This window comes from Vibrio gallaecicus, assembly GCF_024347495.1.
GTDB lineage: Bacteria > Pseudomonadota > Gammaproteobacteria > Enterobacterales > Vibrionaceae > Vibrio > Vibrio gallaecicus.
Genome location: NZ_AP025491.1, coordinates 993,481 through 1,009,722, shown reverse-complemented (window position 1 = coordinate 1,009,722; position 16,242 = coordinate 993,481). Strand labels below are relative to the sequence as shown.

Here is a 16,242-nt window from a genome sequence, read left to right as displayed (position 1 = left end):
TCGCTCACACCTTAATGCGGCGTTATATGCTTAATGTGGCGCATGGTAAGTCACTTGTTTGGAAAGATTCGAGTATTTAAAGCATCGCAACAATATTTAGGAGCATAATTGGTATTAATATGAGTGATATTATTAAGGTTTTTTTGATATAAATATGAATGATATTAAAGATTTAGCGACTGTATTGAGTGGTTTGTCAACGGTGGTTATAGCTGTTTTAACCTTGTTCCTTTATATTGAAAATCGTTTATTGCGTAAAGCAGGGTCACAACCAAAATTGGTAGCGTACTTTGAGCCTCACCCTGATGGTACTGGTGGGTTAAATATTGCAATCGCAAATGTAGGCACAGGGCCAGCGAAAGACATTTACCTTCAATTTTTAGGTGATCAGGAAGAATTTGCTAAATATGATTTGGTGCTAGATTGTACATCAAAGCGTGGACCAATTACGTTATTACCACAAGGTGAAAAATTATCTCTATTCTTTGCTATTGGTTATCAGCTGTTTAAACAAAAAGGAACTGGCGTTCAAACTCCCATATCACCATTTAAGGTTAAGCTTCAATGGACTTCCCTACAAGGAGGCAAAGTTATTGAAGATAGCTATTTATTAGATGTTAAGCCTTATGCTGATTTACCTGGGTTTATAAATAAGCCGTACCTTCTTAAAATCGTTGATTCTATCGACGGTGTTGGCAAGGGAATTAATAATTTAAAGCAAGATGTCGGGTCATTAAGGCATACTATAGAAGCAAACACTATCCAGAGCGAAAATGTTATCAAGGTGTTAGGTAATACGGAAAATATCACTCAATAAATATTTCGTTGTTACAGTTTAGATGCCAAGTTAAACGCATATAACAAAGCATTTAAGAGTGATTCACAACGCTTGGCGTTTTCGCTTCGCTCAAGTATAGCCAAGCGTCGCTCACACCTTAATGCGGCGTTATACAGCTACGAATTAGGAGTAATCTTTGGATATACATGTATTTACAGACGAAAGGCTGAAATTTGCTCGTTTCTTTTATTCAGAGGGAGTCAAGCCTTTCAAATCAATCATAAGCCTCATAGAAAATGAACAAGAACCATATGTTCCAACATATGATGAGTCTGGTGAGCCTCAATATATTTATGAATGGATTCAAGCTCAAGATGGCATTGAAGCTGTCGGTTTGGCTTCTTTGTCGATGCTATCATCAGCATTGCAACTATACATGAATGGGTGGCTTGATCGTCAAGAAGCCCCTAAAGGTGTTGAAGCCGTTTCAAGAAAAGGAAACAAAGGTTGGTTTCATGCATTGAAAGACGGAATAGCTTCTCATGGCGTGGATTTTACTCAATGCCCAATAGATGTTGATGTGCTTGAACAGCTAGTCTTAGCCCGCAATAGAACGCAACATAGTGAGGACATTACCTCAAATTCAGTAACCCACCTAAAACGAGATCTAGATAAGTTTCAATCTCATGTATTTGTAAAATCTGCTGATGTACCAAAGGTAAATGCAGGGTTTAACTGGGTTCGTGTTCATGTTGATGAAAGTAACTTTAATCAAGCAATAGATGCAATAGAGGTGTTTTGCACATGGCTTGAAAAACAGCATTGGCAGTAACCGCTGTATAACAATCTGTTTAAGAGTGATTTGCAACGCGTGGCATTTTCACTATGCGTTGCGTTTAGTGTTGAAGGTGGTATGCGGCGGCTTTGGTATTGCGTTGCTCACACCTTAACAGGGCGTTAGTTTGCAAAAGTAGAAAAGCGTTTTTGGTCAAAGAGCTTAGTCTGGTTTCTGTGCTTTACACCGGTTCGTTTTCCGAAAGTTGTGCAGCCAAATTATCAGTGCGCGTGGGGTGTTTTTCGGCTCTTTGAGTTCAACGTTATTCACTTCTCCGCATCAGTAACTTTGGTTGCCTAGTGCATCCCGCGCGGCTTCTTTTTCTAGGTGATTAACTCGCAAAGTAGTGGTTTTGTCGCACTTGGTTGTCAGGTTGGTCGAATGAATCCTTTGTTAGCCAAAGTACTTCAAACTGTGGTCGTGCAGCGCATGTCGCTTCTTAGCCAAGTTCGTTTTGTTGTCTGGGTTAGAGTTCTGTAGTTTCCAGTTTTACATTGGTGTTCAAAGCCAGTAGTTTTTGTAAATAATTCAGCACCTTGGCGCTAAACTTTGGCTTCATCATGTAAGCAAACTAACAAAGCGTTTAAGACAGATTCCCAACGCTTGGCATTTTCAGTTTGGGTCAGCTTTAGTGTTTAAGGTGGCAAGGTTTTAGGTAGGGTGGTGGCGTTGCTCACTACTTAACGCGGCGTTAGTTTGCAAAGGGTAGAAAAGCATTTGTGGTCTAAAAGCTTAGATCTACGTTCTTGCAATTCACCTGGTAGTTCCCAAATACTTGTCATCGAAATTCACATCGCACGTAGCCAGTTTCACGGCTAATTAGCTTCCGTGTTATTCATTTCTTTCGCGTCAGTAAGGTTCAGTCCTCAAAGTTCTTTGAGGCTGTTTCTTTTGTTTTGAAATACTATCGAAAAGCTTTGAATCTCTGTGCTGGTGGTCGTTAAGTTCAACGAAAGTCTTCTTAGCCAAGTTCGTTTTTGGGTTGGGCTTTAGTTCCGTAGTTTTCAGTTTTACATTGGCGTTCAAAGCCAGTAGTTTTGTAACCAATTCAGCACCTTGGTGCTTAACTTTGGCTTCACCGAGGTGGCAAACTAACAAAGTGTTCAAGACAGATTCCCAACGCTTGCGACTTTGGGTATCAAGTTTTAGTGTAGTGATTATGATATGTTGTCTTGAGTTTGGTGGGCGTTGCTCACTGCTTAACACGGCGTTAGTTTGCAAAAGTAGAAAAGCGTTTATGGTCAAAGAGCCTAGTCTAGTTTCTGTGCTTTACACCTGTTCGTTTTCCGAAAGTTGTGCAACCAAATCATCAGTGCGCGTAGGGTGCTTTTCGGCTCTTTGAGTTCAACGTTATTCATTTCTCCGCATCAGTAACTTTGGTTACTTAGTGAATCTCGCGCGGCTTCTTTTTCTTGGTAGTTAATCTGTTAAATAGTGGCTTTGTTGCACTTGGTTGTCAGGTTTTTCGAATGAATCCTTTGTCAGCTAAAACGCTTCAAACTGTGGTTGTGCAGCGCATGTCGCTTCTTAGCCAAGTGCGCTTTGTTATCTGGGTTTAAGTTCCGTAGTTTTCAATTTTACATTAGTGTTCAAAGCCAGTAGTTTTGTAACCAATTCAGCACCTTGGCACTAAACTTTGGCTGCATCATGTAAGCAAACTAACAAAGCGTTTAAGACAGATTCCCAACGCTCGGCATTTTTAGTTCAAGTCAGTTTTGGTGTTTACGGTGCAATGGCTTAGGTTAGGTGACAGGCGTTGCTCACTACTTAACGCGGCGTTATGCCTTTCTACAAAAAAATGGACTTTATACATGGAAATAGTAAAAGCAAAAATCGATAATTTAGATGTTATTTCACCTCTCTTTGATTCATATCGAGTATTTTATGGTCAAGAAAGTAACCCCGATGTTGCCCGTGAATTCATTCAATCACGCATTAACAATAATGAATCAGTGATATTTTTAGCACTTGATGATGAAGGTAATGGTTTAGGCTTTACGCAGCTGTACCCAAGCTTTTCTTCGGTTTCTGCTGCTAGGACTTGGGTTCTCAACGACTTGTTTGTTGCTGATATAGCTAGACGGATGGGTGTGGCTAAGAAACTTATGAATGCAGCGAAAGATATGGGGCTAGAAACCGAAGTAAAGGGTCTTGCTTTGGAAACGGCAGAGAGTAACGTAAATGCTCAAAAACTGTATGAGTCTTTGGGTTATGAGCGAGAGTCAGGGGCGTATCATTACTTCTTGAAACTACAGGCATAACAAAGCGTTTAAGACGGATTCCCAACGCTCGGCATTTTCGGTTTGCTTTGGTTTTAGTGTTTACGGCACAATGGTTTAGGTAAGGTGGTAGCGTTGCTCACCACTTAACGCGGCGTTAGTTTGCAAAAGTAGAAAAGCGTTTATGGTCAAAAAGCCTAGTCCTGTTTCTGTGCTTTACACCTGCTCTTTTTTCGAAAGTTGTGCAACCAAATCTCATCGTGCGTAGGGTGTTTTTCGGCTCTTTGAGTTCAACGTTATTCATTTCTCCGCATCAGTAACTTTGGTCACTTAGTGAATCTCGCGCGGCTTCTTTTGCTTGGTGGTTAATCCGTTAAATAGTAGCTTGTCGCACTTGGTTGTCAGGTTGGTCGAACGAATCCTCTGCCAGCTAAGGTGCTTCAAACTGTGGTTGTTTGTCGCATGTCGCTTCTTAGCCAAGTGTGTTTTGTTGGCTAGGCTTGAGTTCCGTAGTTTTCAGTTTTACATTGTCGGTCAAAGCCAGTAGTTTTGTAACCAATTCAGCATCTTGGCACTAAATCTTGGCTGCATCATGTAAGCAAACTAACAAAGCGTTTAAGACAGATTCCCAACGCTTGGCATTTTTGTTTGGGTCAGCTTTAGTGTTTAAGGTGGCAAGGTTTTAGGTAGGGTGGTGGCGTTGCTCACTACTTAACGCGGCGTTAGTTTGCAAAAGTAGAAAGCGTTTATAGTCAAAGAGCCTAGTCTAGTTTCTATACTTTACACCTGTTCGATTTTCGAAAGTTGTGCAACCAAATCTCATCGCGCGTAGGGAGTTTTTCGGCTCTTTGAGTTCAACGTTATTCATTTCTCCACATCAGTAATTTTGGTCGCTTAGTGCTTCTCGCGCTGTTTCTTTTTCTTGGTGGTTAATCCGTAAATAGTGGCTTTGTCGCACTTGGTTGTCAGGTTGGTCGAATGAATCCTTTGTCAGCTAAAATGCTTCAAACTGTGGCTGTTTATCGCATGTCGCTTCTTATCCAAGTGCATTTTGTTGGTTGAGTTTGAGTTCCGTAGTTTTCAGTTTTACATTGGCATCCAAAGCCAGTAGTTTTGTAACCAATTCAGCACCTTGGCACTTAGTCTCAATTTGGTCATGGTAGGCAAACTAACAAATTGCTAAAGACGGACTGCTAACGCTTGGCATTTTCAGTTCCAATTGGGTTTTGTGTTTTAAGGCGCGTTGCTTTTAGTTGAGTGTACGTTATCAGCCACTTAGCAAAGCGTTATACGAATGGAGTAAATAATGTACAAGGAAACAGATTTTAGACTAAGCCAAGAAGAGTTTAGCTTCAAAAAAGATTCATATCCTTTATCAAAAATTAACAATGCGAGAGTTAAGGAGCTCGGTTTGCTCGATAATCTGGGGCAAATAATATTTTGGCTATTTGTTTTTTCAGGAGCAGTTTGGCTCGCAATCGCCACTCTTGAGAGTACACCTTTTTGGTTGCAAGCTTTAGTTGTTACTTTAACGATTGTAGGGCTTATATTTGGTCTACTTCGTTGTTCAAAATATGCATTACAAATTGAGTTTCGCCATATTGATGAAACAGGAGTTCAATGGGTAAATGTAGCTAAGTCTTACTCCGAATCTGACAATGGGGTATTTGAACAACAAGCTGCGGCACTGAAGGCAACACTCGTATAACAAGCAATTTAAGCAGACTGCCAACGCTTGGCATTTTTAACTCGGTTTAGCTTCAGTGATTTCGGTGGTAAGTTTGAGAGTATTGGTAGCGTTGTCAGCTACTTAATTGGGCGTTATATGTATTAGTGGGTATTTCCACAAAGGTTGTAAAAATAAATGGTTGTCAACGACTATATAGAAAATACGGAGTTTACAGAGCTCCCTAATAATCTACTAGATATCAGTGAAGTGCCTGATGATATTGCGGGTATATGTAAATTTGTTCAAGGCAACCTTATTCATTCATATTGGCTTGAACACTATGGTGTCGAGGTTGACCCCTCAAAAAAACTTACAGAAATGCAAACTCGATATGCTAAAGATTTAGTCTCTTTAGCAATATTGAAATCAGGCGAACCTTCCCATGTGTTCAAGAAACCAAGCCATAGAGTTGTAAGTATTTGTAGAGACTTTTCACTATTGGTTTGCTCTATTTTGAGGTCAAAAGGAGTTCCTGCCCGACTAAGGAGTGGATTTGCGACTTATTTAGTTCAAAATCATTTCGAAGATCACTGGGTTTGTGAGTATTGGGATAAAGGGAAGGGGTGGGTAGCGGCTGATGCTCAGCTTGACGACATTCATCATCAAATATTGAAGTTTGAATTTGACCCGTGTGATGTACCATCATCAAACTTTATAGTGGCTGGGCAGGCTTGGAAGTTATGCCGTGAAAACTTGGAGTCGGCTGACAATTTTGGTTTTCGGGATTTCAAAGGATTACCGTTTATCAAGGGTAGCCTTATTCGAGACTTGTATGCATTATCAAAATTTGAAATGCATACGTGGGATACCGGGTGGGGCATATTGCCTAAATTCATCAGCCCTATTTCTGGAGAGTATGAATTAACTCTGCTCGATGAACTTTCAGATGTTAGTTGTTCTTCGGAGAGCTCTAAAGCTCTTAAGGTAGTTGAGTCGTGTAAGGAAATAAAACTTCCAAGCGGTTGGGATTGCTCGAAGTTTCCGACACTAAGTGAGCTATATGCTTCACTGTAGGCGCAGAACACATATAACAAGCAATTTAAGCAGACTGCCAACGCTTGGTATTTCCAGTTCAGTTTAGCTTTAGTGATTACGGTGTTAAGTTTGAGTATATCGGTAGCGTTGTCAGCTACTTAATTGGGCGTTAGTTTGCAATAGTAGAAAAGCGTTTTGGGTCAAAGAGCCTAGTCTGGTTTCTATGCTTTACATCTGTTCGCTTTTCGAAAGTTGTGCAACCAAATCTCATTGCGCGTAGAGTGTTTTTCGGCTCTTTGAGTTCAACGTTATTCATTTCTCCGCATCAGTAACTTTGGTCACCTAGTGAATCTCGCGCGGCTTTTTTTTCTTGGTGGTTAATCCGTAAAATAGTGGCTTTGTCGCACTTGGCTGTCAGGTTGGTCGAATGAATCCTTTGTCAGCTAAAACGCTTCAAACTGTGGCTGTTTATCGCATGTCGCTTCTTAGCTAAGTGCATTTTGTTGGTTGAATTTGAGTTCCGTAGTTTTCAGTTTTACATTCTCGGTCAAAGCCAGTAGTTTTATAACCAATTCAGCACCTTGGCGCTAAAATTTGGCTGCATCATGTAAGCAAACTAACAAAGCGTTTAAGACAGATTCCCAACGCTTGGCATTTTCAGTTTGGGTCAGCTTTAGTGTTTAAGGTGGCAAGGTTTTAGGTAGGGTGGTGGCGTTGCTCACTACTTAACGCGGCGTTAAATTACAAGGAAAGTTTCGTGGAAATAAAGGAAGTAAGTACAACATCAGGTTTAGTCGAACAGCTAAATTCGTTACTAACTGATTGTATAGAAAGTGGAGCCTCTGTAGGCTTCTTAACACCAGTCGATGAACAAGAAGTAAAGTTGTATTGGTCATCTGTAGAGTCAGACCTCAAGTCGGGTGCGAGAAAACTGTTTCTTGCTTATGACAATGAAAATATTGTAGGTGCAGTTCAACTGTCTCTTTGTTCTAAGCCTAATGGCTCACATCGAGGGGAAGTTGAAAAACTTATGGTTCACACGGGAGCACGAGGAAAAGGTGTTAGTAAAAAACTAATGTCGCTAATGGAAAGCGTAGCTTGTGAACTTGGTTTGTCATTGCTGGTTCTCGACACACGTTTAGGTGACATTGCATCTTCATTATATCGTTCAATTGGTTATACCGAGGCAGGTCAAATTCCTCAGTTCGCACGTAGTGCTACAGGTGAGCTAGAAGGCACAGTTTACTTCTTCAAACTATTGTAATTTAACAAACAATTTAAGAGTGATTCAGCACGCTTGGCATTTTTGGTTTGGTTCTAGTTTAGTGATTACGGTGTCCAATTTAAGTGTTGTGGTCGCGTGCTTCACACCTTAATTGGGCGTTATGTGTAGGTCACAGGAAATCAATTCTGTATTTTTTATAAGCCATCCATTAAGATGGCTTTGATCTTGAAATCTAGTCTATTTGTTTGGCGACGATCAGCCTAGATATTTTAATGCGATACTAACGAGAGTTAGTAAGCAAATTGCTATTTCGATAACATCGTTCAGCAATATGATCTCCTATGTTATGTAGGTAAATGAGCCACTAATGCGCACGTGACTAGTTAGCATTAGTGGTTTTTTTGTATCTGGACTTAATCATATCGGACACGAATTAAAGTTGCAAACAGCTTTTCAACTGGTGGTGGTCTATTTTTATGCTATTGCTGTGGATAACTCGATAAAATTCTTTAAAAACAATGGCAAGTTATTAACACTTGGTGTTGCGAATTACACATAACAAAGCGTTTAAGACGGATTCCCAACGCTCGGCATTTTTAGTTTGCTTTGAACTTAGTGTTTACGGCACAATACTTTAGGTGCAGTGGTCTGCGTTGCTCACCACTTAACGCGGCGTTATAAGCTATATGGTGGAGTCCATAAATGGAATCATTCGAGTGGCAGATAGAAACTAAGTTAGGTTTTCAGCCGTTAGTGGCGTTGTATAGGTGTTTTTTCAAGACTAAAGGCTATAAAAAACGTACTACACATTCAATTTACTTAAGTCGAAGTGATGGTTGGCTCTACTACCGCGCTGGAGACGTTACAGGATGGGCGATAAAGCCAGGTACTGTATTGCGTCTAATCAGTTTAAGGGAGAGTAATCATCATAATTACTTTACTGGGTACCTTGCTGAATTGCATACACTAGGCAATGACAAGTATATGTTTCAGTGTGACTTGTCACCAGTTGAGTTTGAACGAATGGAAAGTTTCTTAACTAAACCGTTGTAACGCGTATAACAAGGCGTTTAAGACAGATTCCCAACGCTCGGCATTCTCAGTTTAGGTTGAGTATTGTGTTTATGGTGCAATGGTTTAGGTAAAGTGGTCGCGTTGCTCACTACTTAACGCGGCGTTAGCTGTTACATGAAAATTGAGAATAACTTTAAATGAAATGTATGGTTGAACTGAAGACAAATGATGAGGCAAAAAGTCTAGTATTATCCAATATTAAATTTTTCGCTAATAGCCTGAAATGTCACGTATCAATTAATTCTAGAGGGTTTGGGTATAACGGATCTGTTGTTTTCGATAACGTTACAAAATTCTTCAATGATCTAGAAGCGATGAGTCACTTGTCGGTAGGTAGTGCTGAATTATCAGAAGACTATGCAGATCATTATATTAAGCTAGAACTGAATACGTTTGGTCATGTGATTTTAAGTGCCAACTTTGATGAGTACAGCGAACATTCACAACATTTAATAATTAAATTTAAAACTGACCAAACATGTTTGAAGCCCTTTTTAGATGACTTTAGGTGGGCCATGAGTAAAAACAGCTAACAAGCAATTTAAGCAGACTGTCAACGTTTGGCATTTTCAACTCGGTTTAGCTTCTGTGAATTAGGTGGTAAATTCGAGTGTATTGGTAGCGTTGTCAGCTACTTAATTGGGCGTTATGTTCTTGAGGGAAAATTATGATTTTTACTACTACAGAAAGTGTTCCAAATCGTGAGATTGAGGATATTTTGGGTGTTGTGACTGGAAATGTTGTCCAAACAAAGCATGTTGGTCGAGACATTATGGCTGGTTTCAAAAGCATCGTTGGCGGTGAGCTAAAAGGCTATACGGAAATGCTTTCAGAGGCTAGGGACACGGCTATTGAGCGTCTAGTTTCTGAAGCGACTGACTTAGGTGCAGACGCGGTAGTAGGTATTCGGTTCTCTACGAGTGCAATAATGGATGGCTCATCTGAGATTATGGCTTTCGGAACAGCGGTGAAGTTACGAACATAACAAACAATTTAAGCAGACTGTCAACGTTTGGCATTTTCAACTCGGTTTGGCTTCAGTGATTTCGGAGGTAAGTTTGAGTGTATTGGTAGCGTTGTCAGCTACTTAATTGGGCGTTATGTTCTAGGAGAAATAATGAAGTTAGAAGAACTGAGTTTAATTGAAAGAAAGACGGGGATCGTGCTTCCTAAAAGCTACAAGCAGGCTCTTTTAAATTACCCCGAAGCTTTAGTTGGAACTGAAGCAGAAGACTTCCATTTTCTTACCGATGCAGATGAAATAATCTCAGAAAACCTAGAGGTTAGAGTCAGTGGTTATTTTGGAGAAAAGTGGCCGGAAGACTATTTTATTATTGGTCACAATGGTTTTGGCGATTATTACGTAATTAGCCACACTAGCACGAAATTTTCTGTCGGTTTTACCGACCATAATAAAATGGAATGTAATCTATTTTCTGATAGCTTGGACGAGTTTGTCGAGAAACTGTTAAATGAGTTTGAAGTCGAATAGTTCGAACATAACAAGCAATTTAAGCAGACTGTCAACGCTCGGCATTTTTAGGTCGATTTAGCTTCAGTGATTTTGGTGGTAAGTTTAAGTGTATTGTTTGCGTTGTCAGCTACTTAATTGGGCGTTAGCACTCTTAATCGCAAACTAGCAAGTACCTTAGAAAACGGGAGGTAGAATGATTTACGCTAAAGATTCCAAACAAGATACCGACGTTATAGTTTTTGGTAAGCCTGAAGGTCAGGTCGCACAAGATCTTGAAAATGGAGTATCTAGGTTTGGTGGCAGTTTTCGACAGCCCTGCTATTCACGAGCATACCTAAATTCTGCAAAAGTCCTATTAGATAACGCTATTTCGACTAATCAGCTCGATGAGTTTGGTCTGCCTATTTTCTATATGGTTCGTCATGCAACCGAACTTAAATTAAAGGATCTACTTAGCTTGGCTTATGAGGTGTTGAAAATGCGACACCAGCTAGACGAAAGCGAGAAATCTGAATTGCCTTCGAATAAGCAAATAAAACGCTTTGAAGGTAGTCATGAGATAAGTAAGTTATATGATGATTTAAAGGTTAATTGTAAAAAGCTCGATATTGCTATGCCGAGTTTCTTGCTTGATCCTGTGATTGAGTCGATTGAACGCTATGAAGTTGCACCCACTTGGTCACGATATCATAAATCTAACAAGGGTCTTCATGCGGCAACAGAAGTTGAGCTACCCGTTGTTCAGTTAGTCCAAGACTTAGATACAATGTTTAAGGGAGTGTCCTATGACTTTGACGAGTATACTGACACTCTTGAGTCTGACTTATATCACGAGTTCAATCACTTAATGTGTCGTCTTGAAAGCCCAGAGTGCTAACAAACAATTTAAGAGGGATTCCCAACGCTTGGCATTTTTGTTTCTACTTCAATTTTAGTGTTTACGGTACAATGCTTTAGGTTGGGTGGTAGCGTTGCTCACCCCTTAATTGGGCGTTATGATTTTTATCGAAATAGGCAGGTTTTATGACAATATCGTTTGAAACTCAGAGGCTGAGAGTTGCTGAAATCTCAGGTGATCTTTCGTTAACTGAGCGCTCAGTTCTGATCGAAGAGATTCCTAGTATTCTAACGCCATTAGCTGTTGAAAACTTGCCCCCATATTTTCATGGTATTACTTCCTGTGAATTGGCACGAGTTTGGCTCGACCGAATGTTGTCGGAGAGTCGATTACTTCAAGTGAAATCTGAGGCATAAGAGTTAATCGGTTTTCTGTTCGCCTATGTAGAGAACGAAAGTGACGCGCACATAGGTTACTTACTCAATGAAAAATATTGGGGTAAAGGGCTGGCGAGTGAGCTACTGAAAAGCTTTATCGAAGAAGTAGTTAATACTGAGCCTTGGTTAAAGCTTGTTGGTGGCGTTGAAAAATCTAATGTTGCTTCAGCTAACTTACTTAAAAAGTTAGGCTTTATAGAGCAACCAACAAATGAAAGTGGTGTGTCCTTTTACGAATATACGATTCCCCGACCACAATCATAACAAGCAATTTAAGAAGACTGTCAACGCTTGGCATTTTTAGTTCGGTTCAGCTTCAGTGATTTCGGTGGTAAATTTGGGTGTATTGGTAGCGTTGTCAGCTACTTAATTGGGCGTTAGTTTGCAAAAGTAGAAAGGCGTTTATGGTCAAAAAGCCTAGTCTGGTTTCTGTGCTTTACACCTGTTCGTTTTCCGAAAGTTGTGCAACCAAATCTTATCGCGCGCAGGTTGTCTTTCAGCTCTGTGAGTTCAACGTTATTCATTTCTCTGCATCAGTAATTTTGGTCACTTAGTGCATCTCGCGCGGCTTCTTTTTTTTGTGTCTAACTCGTTAACAAATGGCTTTGTCGCACTTGGTTATCAGGTTGGTCGCATGAATCCTTTGTCAGCCCAAGTACTTCAAACTGTGGTTGTTTATCGTATGTCGCTTCTTAGCTAAGTGCGTTTTGTTGTCTGGGTTGGAGTTCCGTAGTTTTCAGTTTTACATCTGCGTTCAAAGCCAGTAGTTTTGTAACCAATTCAGCACCTTGGCGCTAAACTTTGGCTGCATCATGTAAGCAAACTAACAAAGCGTTTAAGACAGATTCCCAACGCTCGGCATTTTCAGTTCAAGTCAGTTTTGGTGTTTACGGTGCAATGGTTTAGGTTAGGTGGCAGGCGTTGCTCACTACTTAACGCAGCGTTATGTGTAAGAGGTTTTATGAAATTAGCACCTGATCCAGGAAATTATACTGAACAGCAAGAGATCTTTACTGGGGTTATGATTAGTCGAATTGCAGACCATCTTGAAAGCGCTGGTATCAAAGGTGATCAGCTAAAAGAATTAACTGGCAAAATAGCATTTGAAATGGCAACTATGATCGACAATTCAGCTGAAGTTAAGTTTGATGACATAGAGGCTTTTCCTTATTTAACTTTCTTATCTAAAGATGATCAAATATTACATTTAGGCGGGAATTCATATTGTCATGAATACGTCTACGGTATCCTTGATGCCATGTTTGGAGGAAATTGATGATTCTTAATATATCTGATGAGGTGATAGATTTCAGGTCGTCAAAGTGGATCGTTGAATACGCTTTTGCTGTTGGTTGTAATAAATTTTCGGTTGATTTTGATGAAAAGAATACAGGTTTCGCCAATGAATATCAGAGAAAACTTATTGAATCACTAGCACCATTCTTCTTAGGTGAAGAGAATGCACCAATAATTGTTAGTTATAACAACGAACCTTATATCCGAAAGCAGAAGCTTTGGGAGTTAAATCATGACAGTACACAAGTTATAGTAAGTCGCATGGGAGCACATTTACTTGATGACTTGTTAGCAAGTAATGAGGGTGTATCTGGCTGGCGGTTCTTCAAAGATGATTCGGTCATTGCTTGTGCAGTGCATGGTTTTGACTATCTATTCTTCTTGGATCCTCCAAGTGGTTTAATTGAAAAGTTAGGCTCAAAAGCTTCGTTAGAACACACATAACAAGCAATTTAAGCAGACTGCCAACGCTTGGCATTTTTAGTTCGATTTAGCTTCGGTGATTTAGGTGGTAAGTTTGAGTGCATTGGTAGCGTTGTCAGCTACTTAATTGGGCGTTAGCTTAAAAGGAGTTACAAATGAAATGTGGGTGCTGTGGAAAAGAAATCGGCGACTTTGTTTTTGATAAGTCATATCAAATGCCTGATGAAATTTGGGAACTCAGTGATGAAGTACGAGATGAACGAGCACAAACACATTCAGATTTATGTCGTTTGGATTCAAGATACTTTATTCGAGGAGTTTTGTATTTGCCTGTCCATGCAGTTAAAAAATGTTTTGGTTGGGGAATTTGGGTTGAAGTTTCGCAAGGTGATTTTTTCAATTATTTTGAAAAATTCGACTTCGATAATAGCAATGAATCACCCTTTTCGGGGGCAGTAGCTAATAGTTTACCAAACTACCCAGAAACAAGAGGTATGAAAGTTCAGGTTAGACTAGGTGATGGCACTCAAAGACCGACATTCCAGGTAATGGAAAAGGGACATTTGCTAACGAAAGAGCAAGAGAATGGAATATCGCTTGAAAGGGTTCATGTATTTAACGGTGGGTGAGTAAGCTAACAAACAATTCAAGAGTGATTCCCCACGCTTGGCATTTTTGGTTTGGGTTTAGTTTAGTGTTTACGGCGTCCAAGTTGAGTGTTGTAGTTGCGTGGCTCACACCTTAATTGGGCGTTATATGCAGGAAAGAGGAAATGATGAAGTTAGCAGGAATTGACTTAGCTTGGCACGGTGAAAAGAATCCGTCAGCTATCGCGATTGGAACTCTAAGCGGCAGCAACCTGAGATTAAATCAGCTTGAACCTGCGATCTTTGGCATATCTGAAATTCTAGAGATCATTGCAAGCCAAAAAGAAATATGTGGTGTTGCAATCGATGCCCCCTTAGTAATTAAGAATCAAACAGGGCAAAGGGAATGTGAGAAATCACTTAGTCGTGATTATGGGGCAAGAAAAGCTTCTTGTCATACTTCTAACTTGTCACTTTATCCTGATGCTTTAAGCGTAAACCTCTCATCGTCTCTAAGCTCATTAGGACTTCAACACTTATCTTTGAAACGATGGCAAATAGAGTGCTATCCTCATCCTGCTATCATTGAATGCTTTGATTTGCAGGAGAGACTTGCTTATAAAAAAGGAAGTGTAGCTGATAAAAAAGAGGGGCAAATAAAACTAGCGAATTTTATAACAACTCTTGAAAGTTCAAGCGTTCTATCACTTGAAATTCCAGAAGAGTTGAAGGTATACCTATCGGAACCGCACATCAAAAGCCTTAGAGGTCGTGCTCTTAAAAGTAACGAAGATGCTCTAGATTCAATCATATGCTTGTACATAGCAGGCTTATATCAGATTCGAGTTTTAAGTGTGACTTATGGTGATATTGCGCATGGTTATATATGGGTTCCGCAGGTGAAATGCATATAACAAGCAATTTAAGCTGACAGCCAACGCGCGGCATTTTCAGCTCCAAATGGTTTTGGTGTAATCGGTGCGTTGCTTTGAGTTCAGGTTTGCGTTGGTCTGCAACTTAATTGGGCGTTATGAAAATCGAATAAGTAAGGAATGCGATGTTTGAACCAGCAGAAATAGATATGGATGAATTGAAATTAGCTATTTCACTTCCGAAGTTAGATTCGGTGTCAAATGGAAGCTTTATTCCTCATGAAAATATCGAATTTTCACCTTTATTGAACTCTAAATTTGATGCGTTCTTTGTATCAGGTTTATTTCCTGAACAAACTACAACGTTGTCTCAACTCTGTGAGAGTTACAGTCTTGAAATGGTTGTTTTTGAAAGCCCATCAAATGATTTAGCAGTTATCCATGATGTTGTCTTAAATATTGCCGATAAGCTGTTCTCTGATGAAATGCCAAATAATATCGATATAGCTGACATTAGGAATCTCAACCAATCATCAGAGTATCTCTTTGCTTTCAATAGTAAGAATTTGGCACTCGACTTTATGGAAGCTCAGGAGTTGGGTGTTGTTATTGGAGGTATTTATCTCGCTCATGGTAGTACCGATTTAAATGAGTATGAAACCACAAATAAAAAGTTAATGGCTCACATTTCGGAAAATGGTTTTTTGTGCTCAAGTTTTCATTTTCCTGGTCGTTCAGAATGTACAATATTACTGGGTGTTAAGAGGTAATGTGGGCGTGGTGAGTATTTTCATAACAAGCAATTTAAGAGTGATTCCCCACGCTTGGCATTTTTGGTTTGGGTCAAGTTCAATGTTTACGGCGTCCAAATTCAGTGTCGTGGTCGCGTGGCTCACACCTTAATTGGGCGTTAGGCGATTGAGGCAGGATTCAAGTTTGAAGGTAGGGTTATGAGTAAAGTAATTGATAAGTTGGCATGGGTACTCATCAAAGATGGCAAGCTTTTAGCTGTAAGATCGAAAGGCAAAGAGTTGTTTTACCTACCTGGCGGTAAGCGTGAAATTGGTGAAAGCGATATTGATGCTTTAGCGCGTGAAATTCAGGAAGAGCTATCAGTCGATTTAACACTTGGTAGCATTGAATACATGGAAACCTTTACAGCTCAAGCTGATGGAAAGGCAGAAGGTGTGTCAGTTAAGCTAACCTGTTATTTTGCTGAGTACTCAGGTGAGTTGCAGCCAGATGCCGAAATTGAAGAACTTAGGTTTATTGACGGGCAAGATGCAAGTGTATGTTCTGTTGCGGCACTGGTCGTTGTACGTTGGTTAGAAGCTAAGTCACTGCTTGGTGGAAACATCGCCTAACAAAGCGTTTAAGACAGATTCCCAACGCTCGTCATTTTCAGTTTGGGTCAGCTTTAGTGTTTAAGGTGGCAAGGTTTTAGGTAGGGTGGTGGCGTTGCTCACTACTTAACGCGGCG

At 40.1% G+C, this 16,242-nt stretch carries 18 protein-coding genes and 1 pseudogene; 18 read left to right on the top strand and 1 reads right to left on the bottom strand.

The window, feature by feature from the left end:
- The first annotated feature begins 154 nt into the window (after nucleotides 1–154).
- Entirely contained in the window at nucleotides 155–817 is a 663-nt protein-coding gene (locus tag OCU78_RS19265; protein WP_137375624.1) for a hypothetical protein, read from the top strand.
- A 157-nt stretch (nucleotides 818–974) separates the two neighbouring features.
- Nucleotides 975–1,610: a hypothetical protein gene (locus tag OCU78_RS19260; RefSeq protein ID WP_102315665.1), complete on the top strand. Its 636-nt coding sequence runs from the start codon at nucleotides 975–977 to the stop codon at nucleotides 1,608–1,610.
- An 852-nt stretch (nucleotides 1,611–2,462) separates the two neighbouring features.
- On the opposite strand, the gene OCU78_RS19250 is transcribed toward OCU78_RS19260, so the two are convergent.
- On the bottom strand, nucleotides 2,463–2,720 hold the full coding sequence (locus tag OCU78_RS19250; RefSeq protein ID WP_167494090.1) for a hypothetical protein: 258 nt from the start codon (nucleotides 2,718–2,720) through the stop codon (nucleotides 2,463–2,465).
- Nucleotides 2,721–3,424: 704 nt separating this feature from the next.
- Here OCU78_RS19250 and OCU78_RS19245 point away from each other — a divergent pair.
- The 16 genes and pseudogenes from OCU78_RS19245 (at nucleotide 3,425) to OCU78_RS19165 (ending at nucleotide 16,126) form a co-directional block, all read left to right on the top strand.
- A complete protein-coding gene (locus OCU78_RS19245) occupies nucleotides 3,425–3,874 on the top strand; it encodes a GNAT family N-acetyltransferase (RefSeq protein ID WP_137375623.1) in 450 nt (149 codons plus the stop codon).
- A gap of 1,264 nt (nucleotides 3,875–5,138) precedes the next feature.
- Nucleotides 5,139–5,540, top strand: a complete 402-nt coding sequence (locus OCU78_RS19240) for a hypothetical protein (protein WP_137375622.1) — start codon at nucleotides 5,139–5,141, stop codon at nucleotides 5,538–5,540.
- Between the two features lie 156 nt (nucleotides 5,541–5,696).
- A complete protein-coding gene (locus tag OCU78_RS19235; RefSeq protein ID WP_137375621.1) occupies nucleotides 5,697–6,575 on the top strand; it encodes a transglutaminase-like domain-containing protein in 879 nt (292 codons plus the stop codon).
- Nucleotides 6,576–7,293: 718 nt separating this feature from the next.
- Nucleotides 7,294–7,800: a GNAT family N-acetyltransferase gene (locus OCU78_RS19230; protein WP_017083313.1), complete on the top strand. Its 507-nt coding sequence runs from the start codon at nucleotides 7,294–7,296 to the stop codon at nucleotides 7,798–7,800.
- 663 nt (nucleotides 7,801–8,463) lie between these two features.
- Nucleotides 8,464–8,814: a hypothetical protein gene (locus OCU78_RS19220; RefSeq protein WP_137375620.1), complete on the top strand. Its 351-nt coding sequence runs from the start codon at nucleotides 8,464–8,466 to the stop codon at nucleotides 8,812–8,814.
- 167 nt (nucleotides 8,815–8,981) lie between these two features.
- Nucleotides 8,982–9,368, top strand: coding sequence for a hypothetical protein (locus OCU78_RS19215; RefSeq protein WP_137375619.1), 387 nt, complete (start codon nucleotides 8,982–8,984; stop codon nucleotides 9,366–9,368).
- Between the two features lie 134 nt (nucleotides 9,369–9,502).
- Nucleotides 9,503–9,820 (top strand): heavy metal-binding domain-containing protein, encoded by a 318-nt coding sequence (locus tag OCU78_RS19210; RefSeq protein ID WP_137375618.1) that lies wholly within the window; start codon nucleotides 9,503–9,505, stop codon nucleotides 9,818–9,820.
- A gap of 132 nt (nucleotides 9,821–9,952) precedes the next feature.
- Nucleotides 9,953–10,327, top strand: a complete 375-nt coding sequence (locus tag OCU78_RS19205) for an SMI1/KNR4 family protein (protein WP_137375617.1) — start codon at nucleotides 9,953–9,955, stop codon at nucleotides 10,325–10,327.
- Between the two features lie 175 nt (nucleotides 10,328–10,502).
- Complete coding sequence (locus OCU78_RS19200; protein WP_137375616.1) at nucleotides 10,503–11,186, top strand: hypothetical protein; 684 nt, start codon at nucleotides 10,503–10,505, stop codon at nucleotides 11,184–11,186.
- Between the two features lie 146 nt (nucleotides 11,187–11,332).
- Nucleotides 11,333–11,848 (top strand): annotated as a pseudogene (locus OCU78_RS19195) (GNAT family N-acetyltransferase).
- A gap of 697 nt (nucleotides 11,849–12,545) precedes the next feature.
- Nucleotides 12,546–12,860: a hypothetical protein gene (locus OCU78_RS19190; protein ID WP_137375615.1), complete on the top strand. Its 315-nt coding sequence runs from the start codon at nucleotides 12,546–12,548 to the stop codon at nucleotides 12,858–12,860.
- Nucleotides 12,860–13,324 (top strand): hypothetical protein, encoded by a 465-nt coding sequence (locus OCU78_RS19185; protein ID WP_137375614.1) that lies wholly within the window; start codon nucleotides 12,860–12,862, stop codon nucleotides 13,322–13,324. The genes OCU78_RS19190 and OCU78_RS19185 overlap by 1 nt, the downstream gene beginning before the upstream one ends.
- A 134-nt stretch (nucleotides 13,325–13,458) precedes the next feature.
- Entirely contained in the window at nucleotides 13,459–13,932 is a 474-nt protein-coding gene (locus tag OCU78_RS19180) for a DUF2199 domain-containing protein (protein WP_137375805.1), read from the top strand.
- Nucleotides 13,933–14,075: 143 nt separating this feature from the next.
- Nucleotides 14,076–14,804 (top strand): DUF429 domain-containing protein, encoded by a 729-nt coding sequence (locus OCU78_RS19175; protein ID WP_240701796.1) that lies wholly within the window; start codon nucleotides 14,076–14,078, stop codon nucleotides 14,802–14,804.
- A 143-nt stretch (nucleotides 14,805–14,947) separates the two neighbouring features.
- Nucleotides 14,948–15,532, top strand: coding sequence for a hypothetical protein (locus tag OCU78_RS19170; RefSeq protein ID WP_137375589.1), 585 nt, complete (start codon nucleotides 14,948–14,950; stop codon nucleotides 15,530–15,532).
- A gap of 180 nt (nucleotides 15,533–15,712) precedes the next feature.
- The gene (locus tag OCU78_RS19165; RefSeq protein ID WP_137375588.1) at nucleotides 15,713–16,126 is read left to right on the top strand and encodes an NUDIX hydrolase; all 414 of its coding nucleotides are present in this window, start codon (nucleotides 15,713–15,715) and stop codon (nucleotides 16,124–16,126) included.
- The last annotated feature ends 116 nt before the right edge of the window (nucleotides 16,127–16,242 follow it).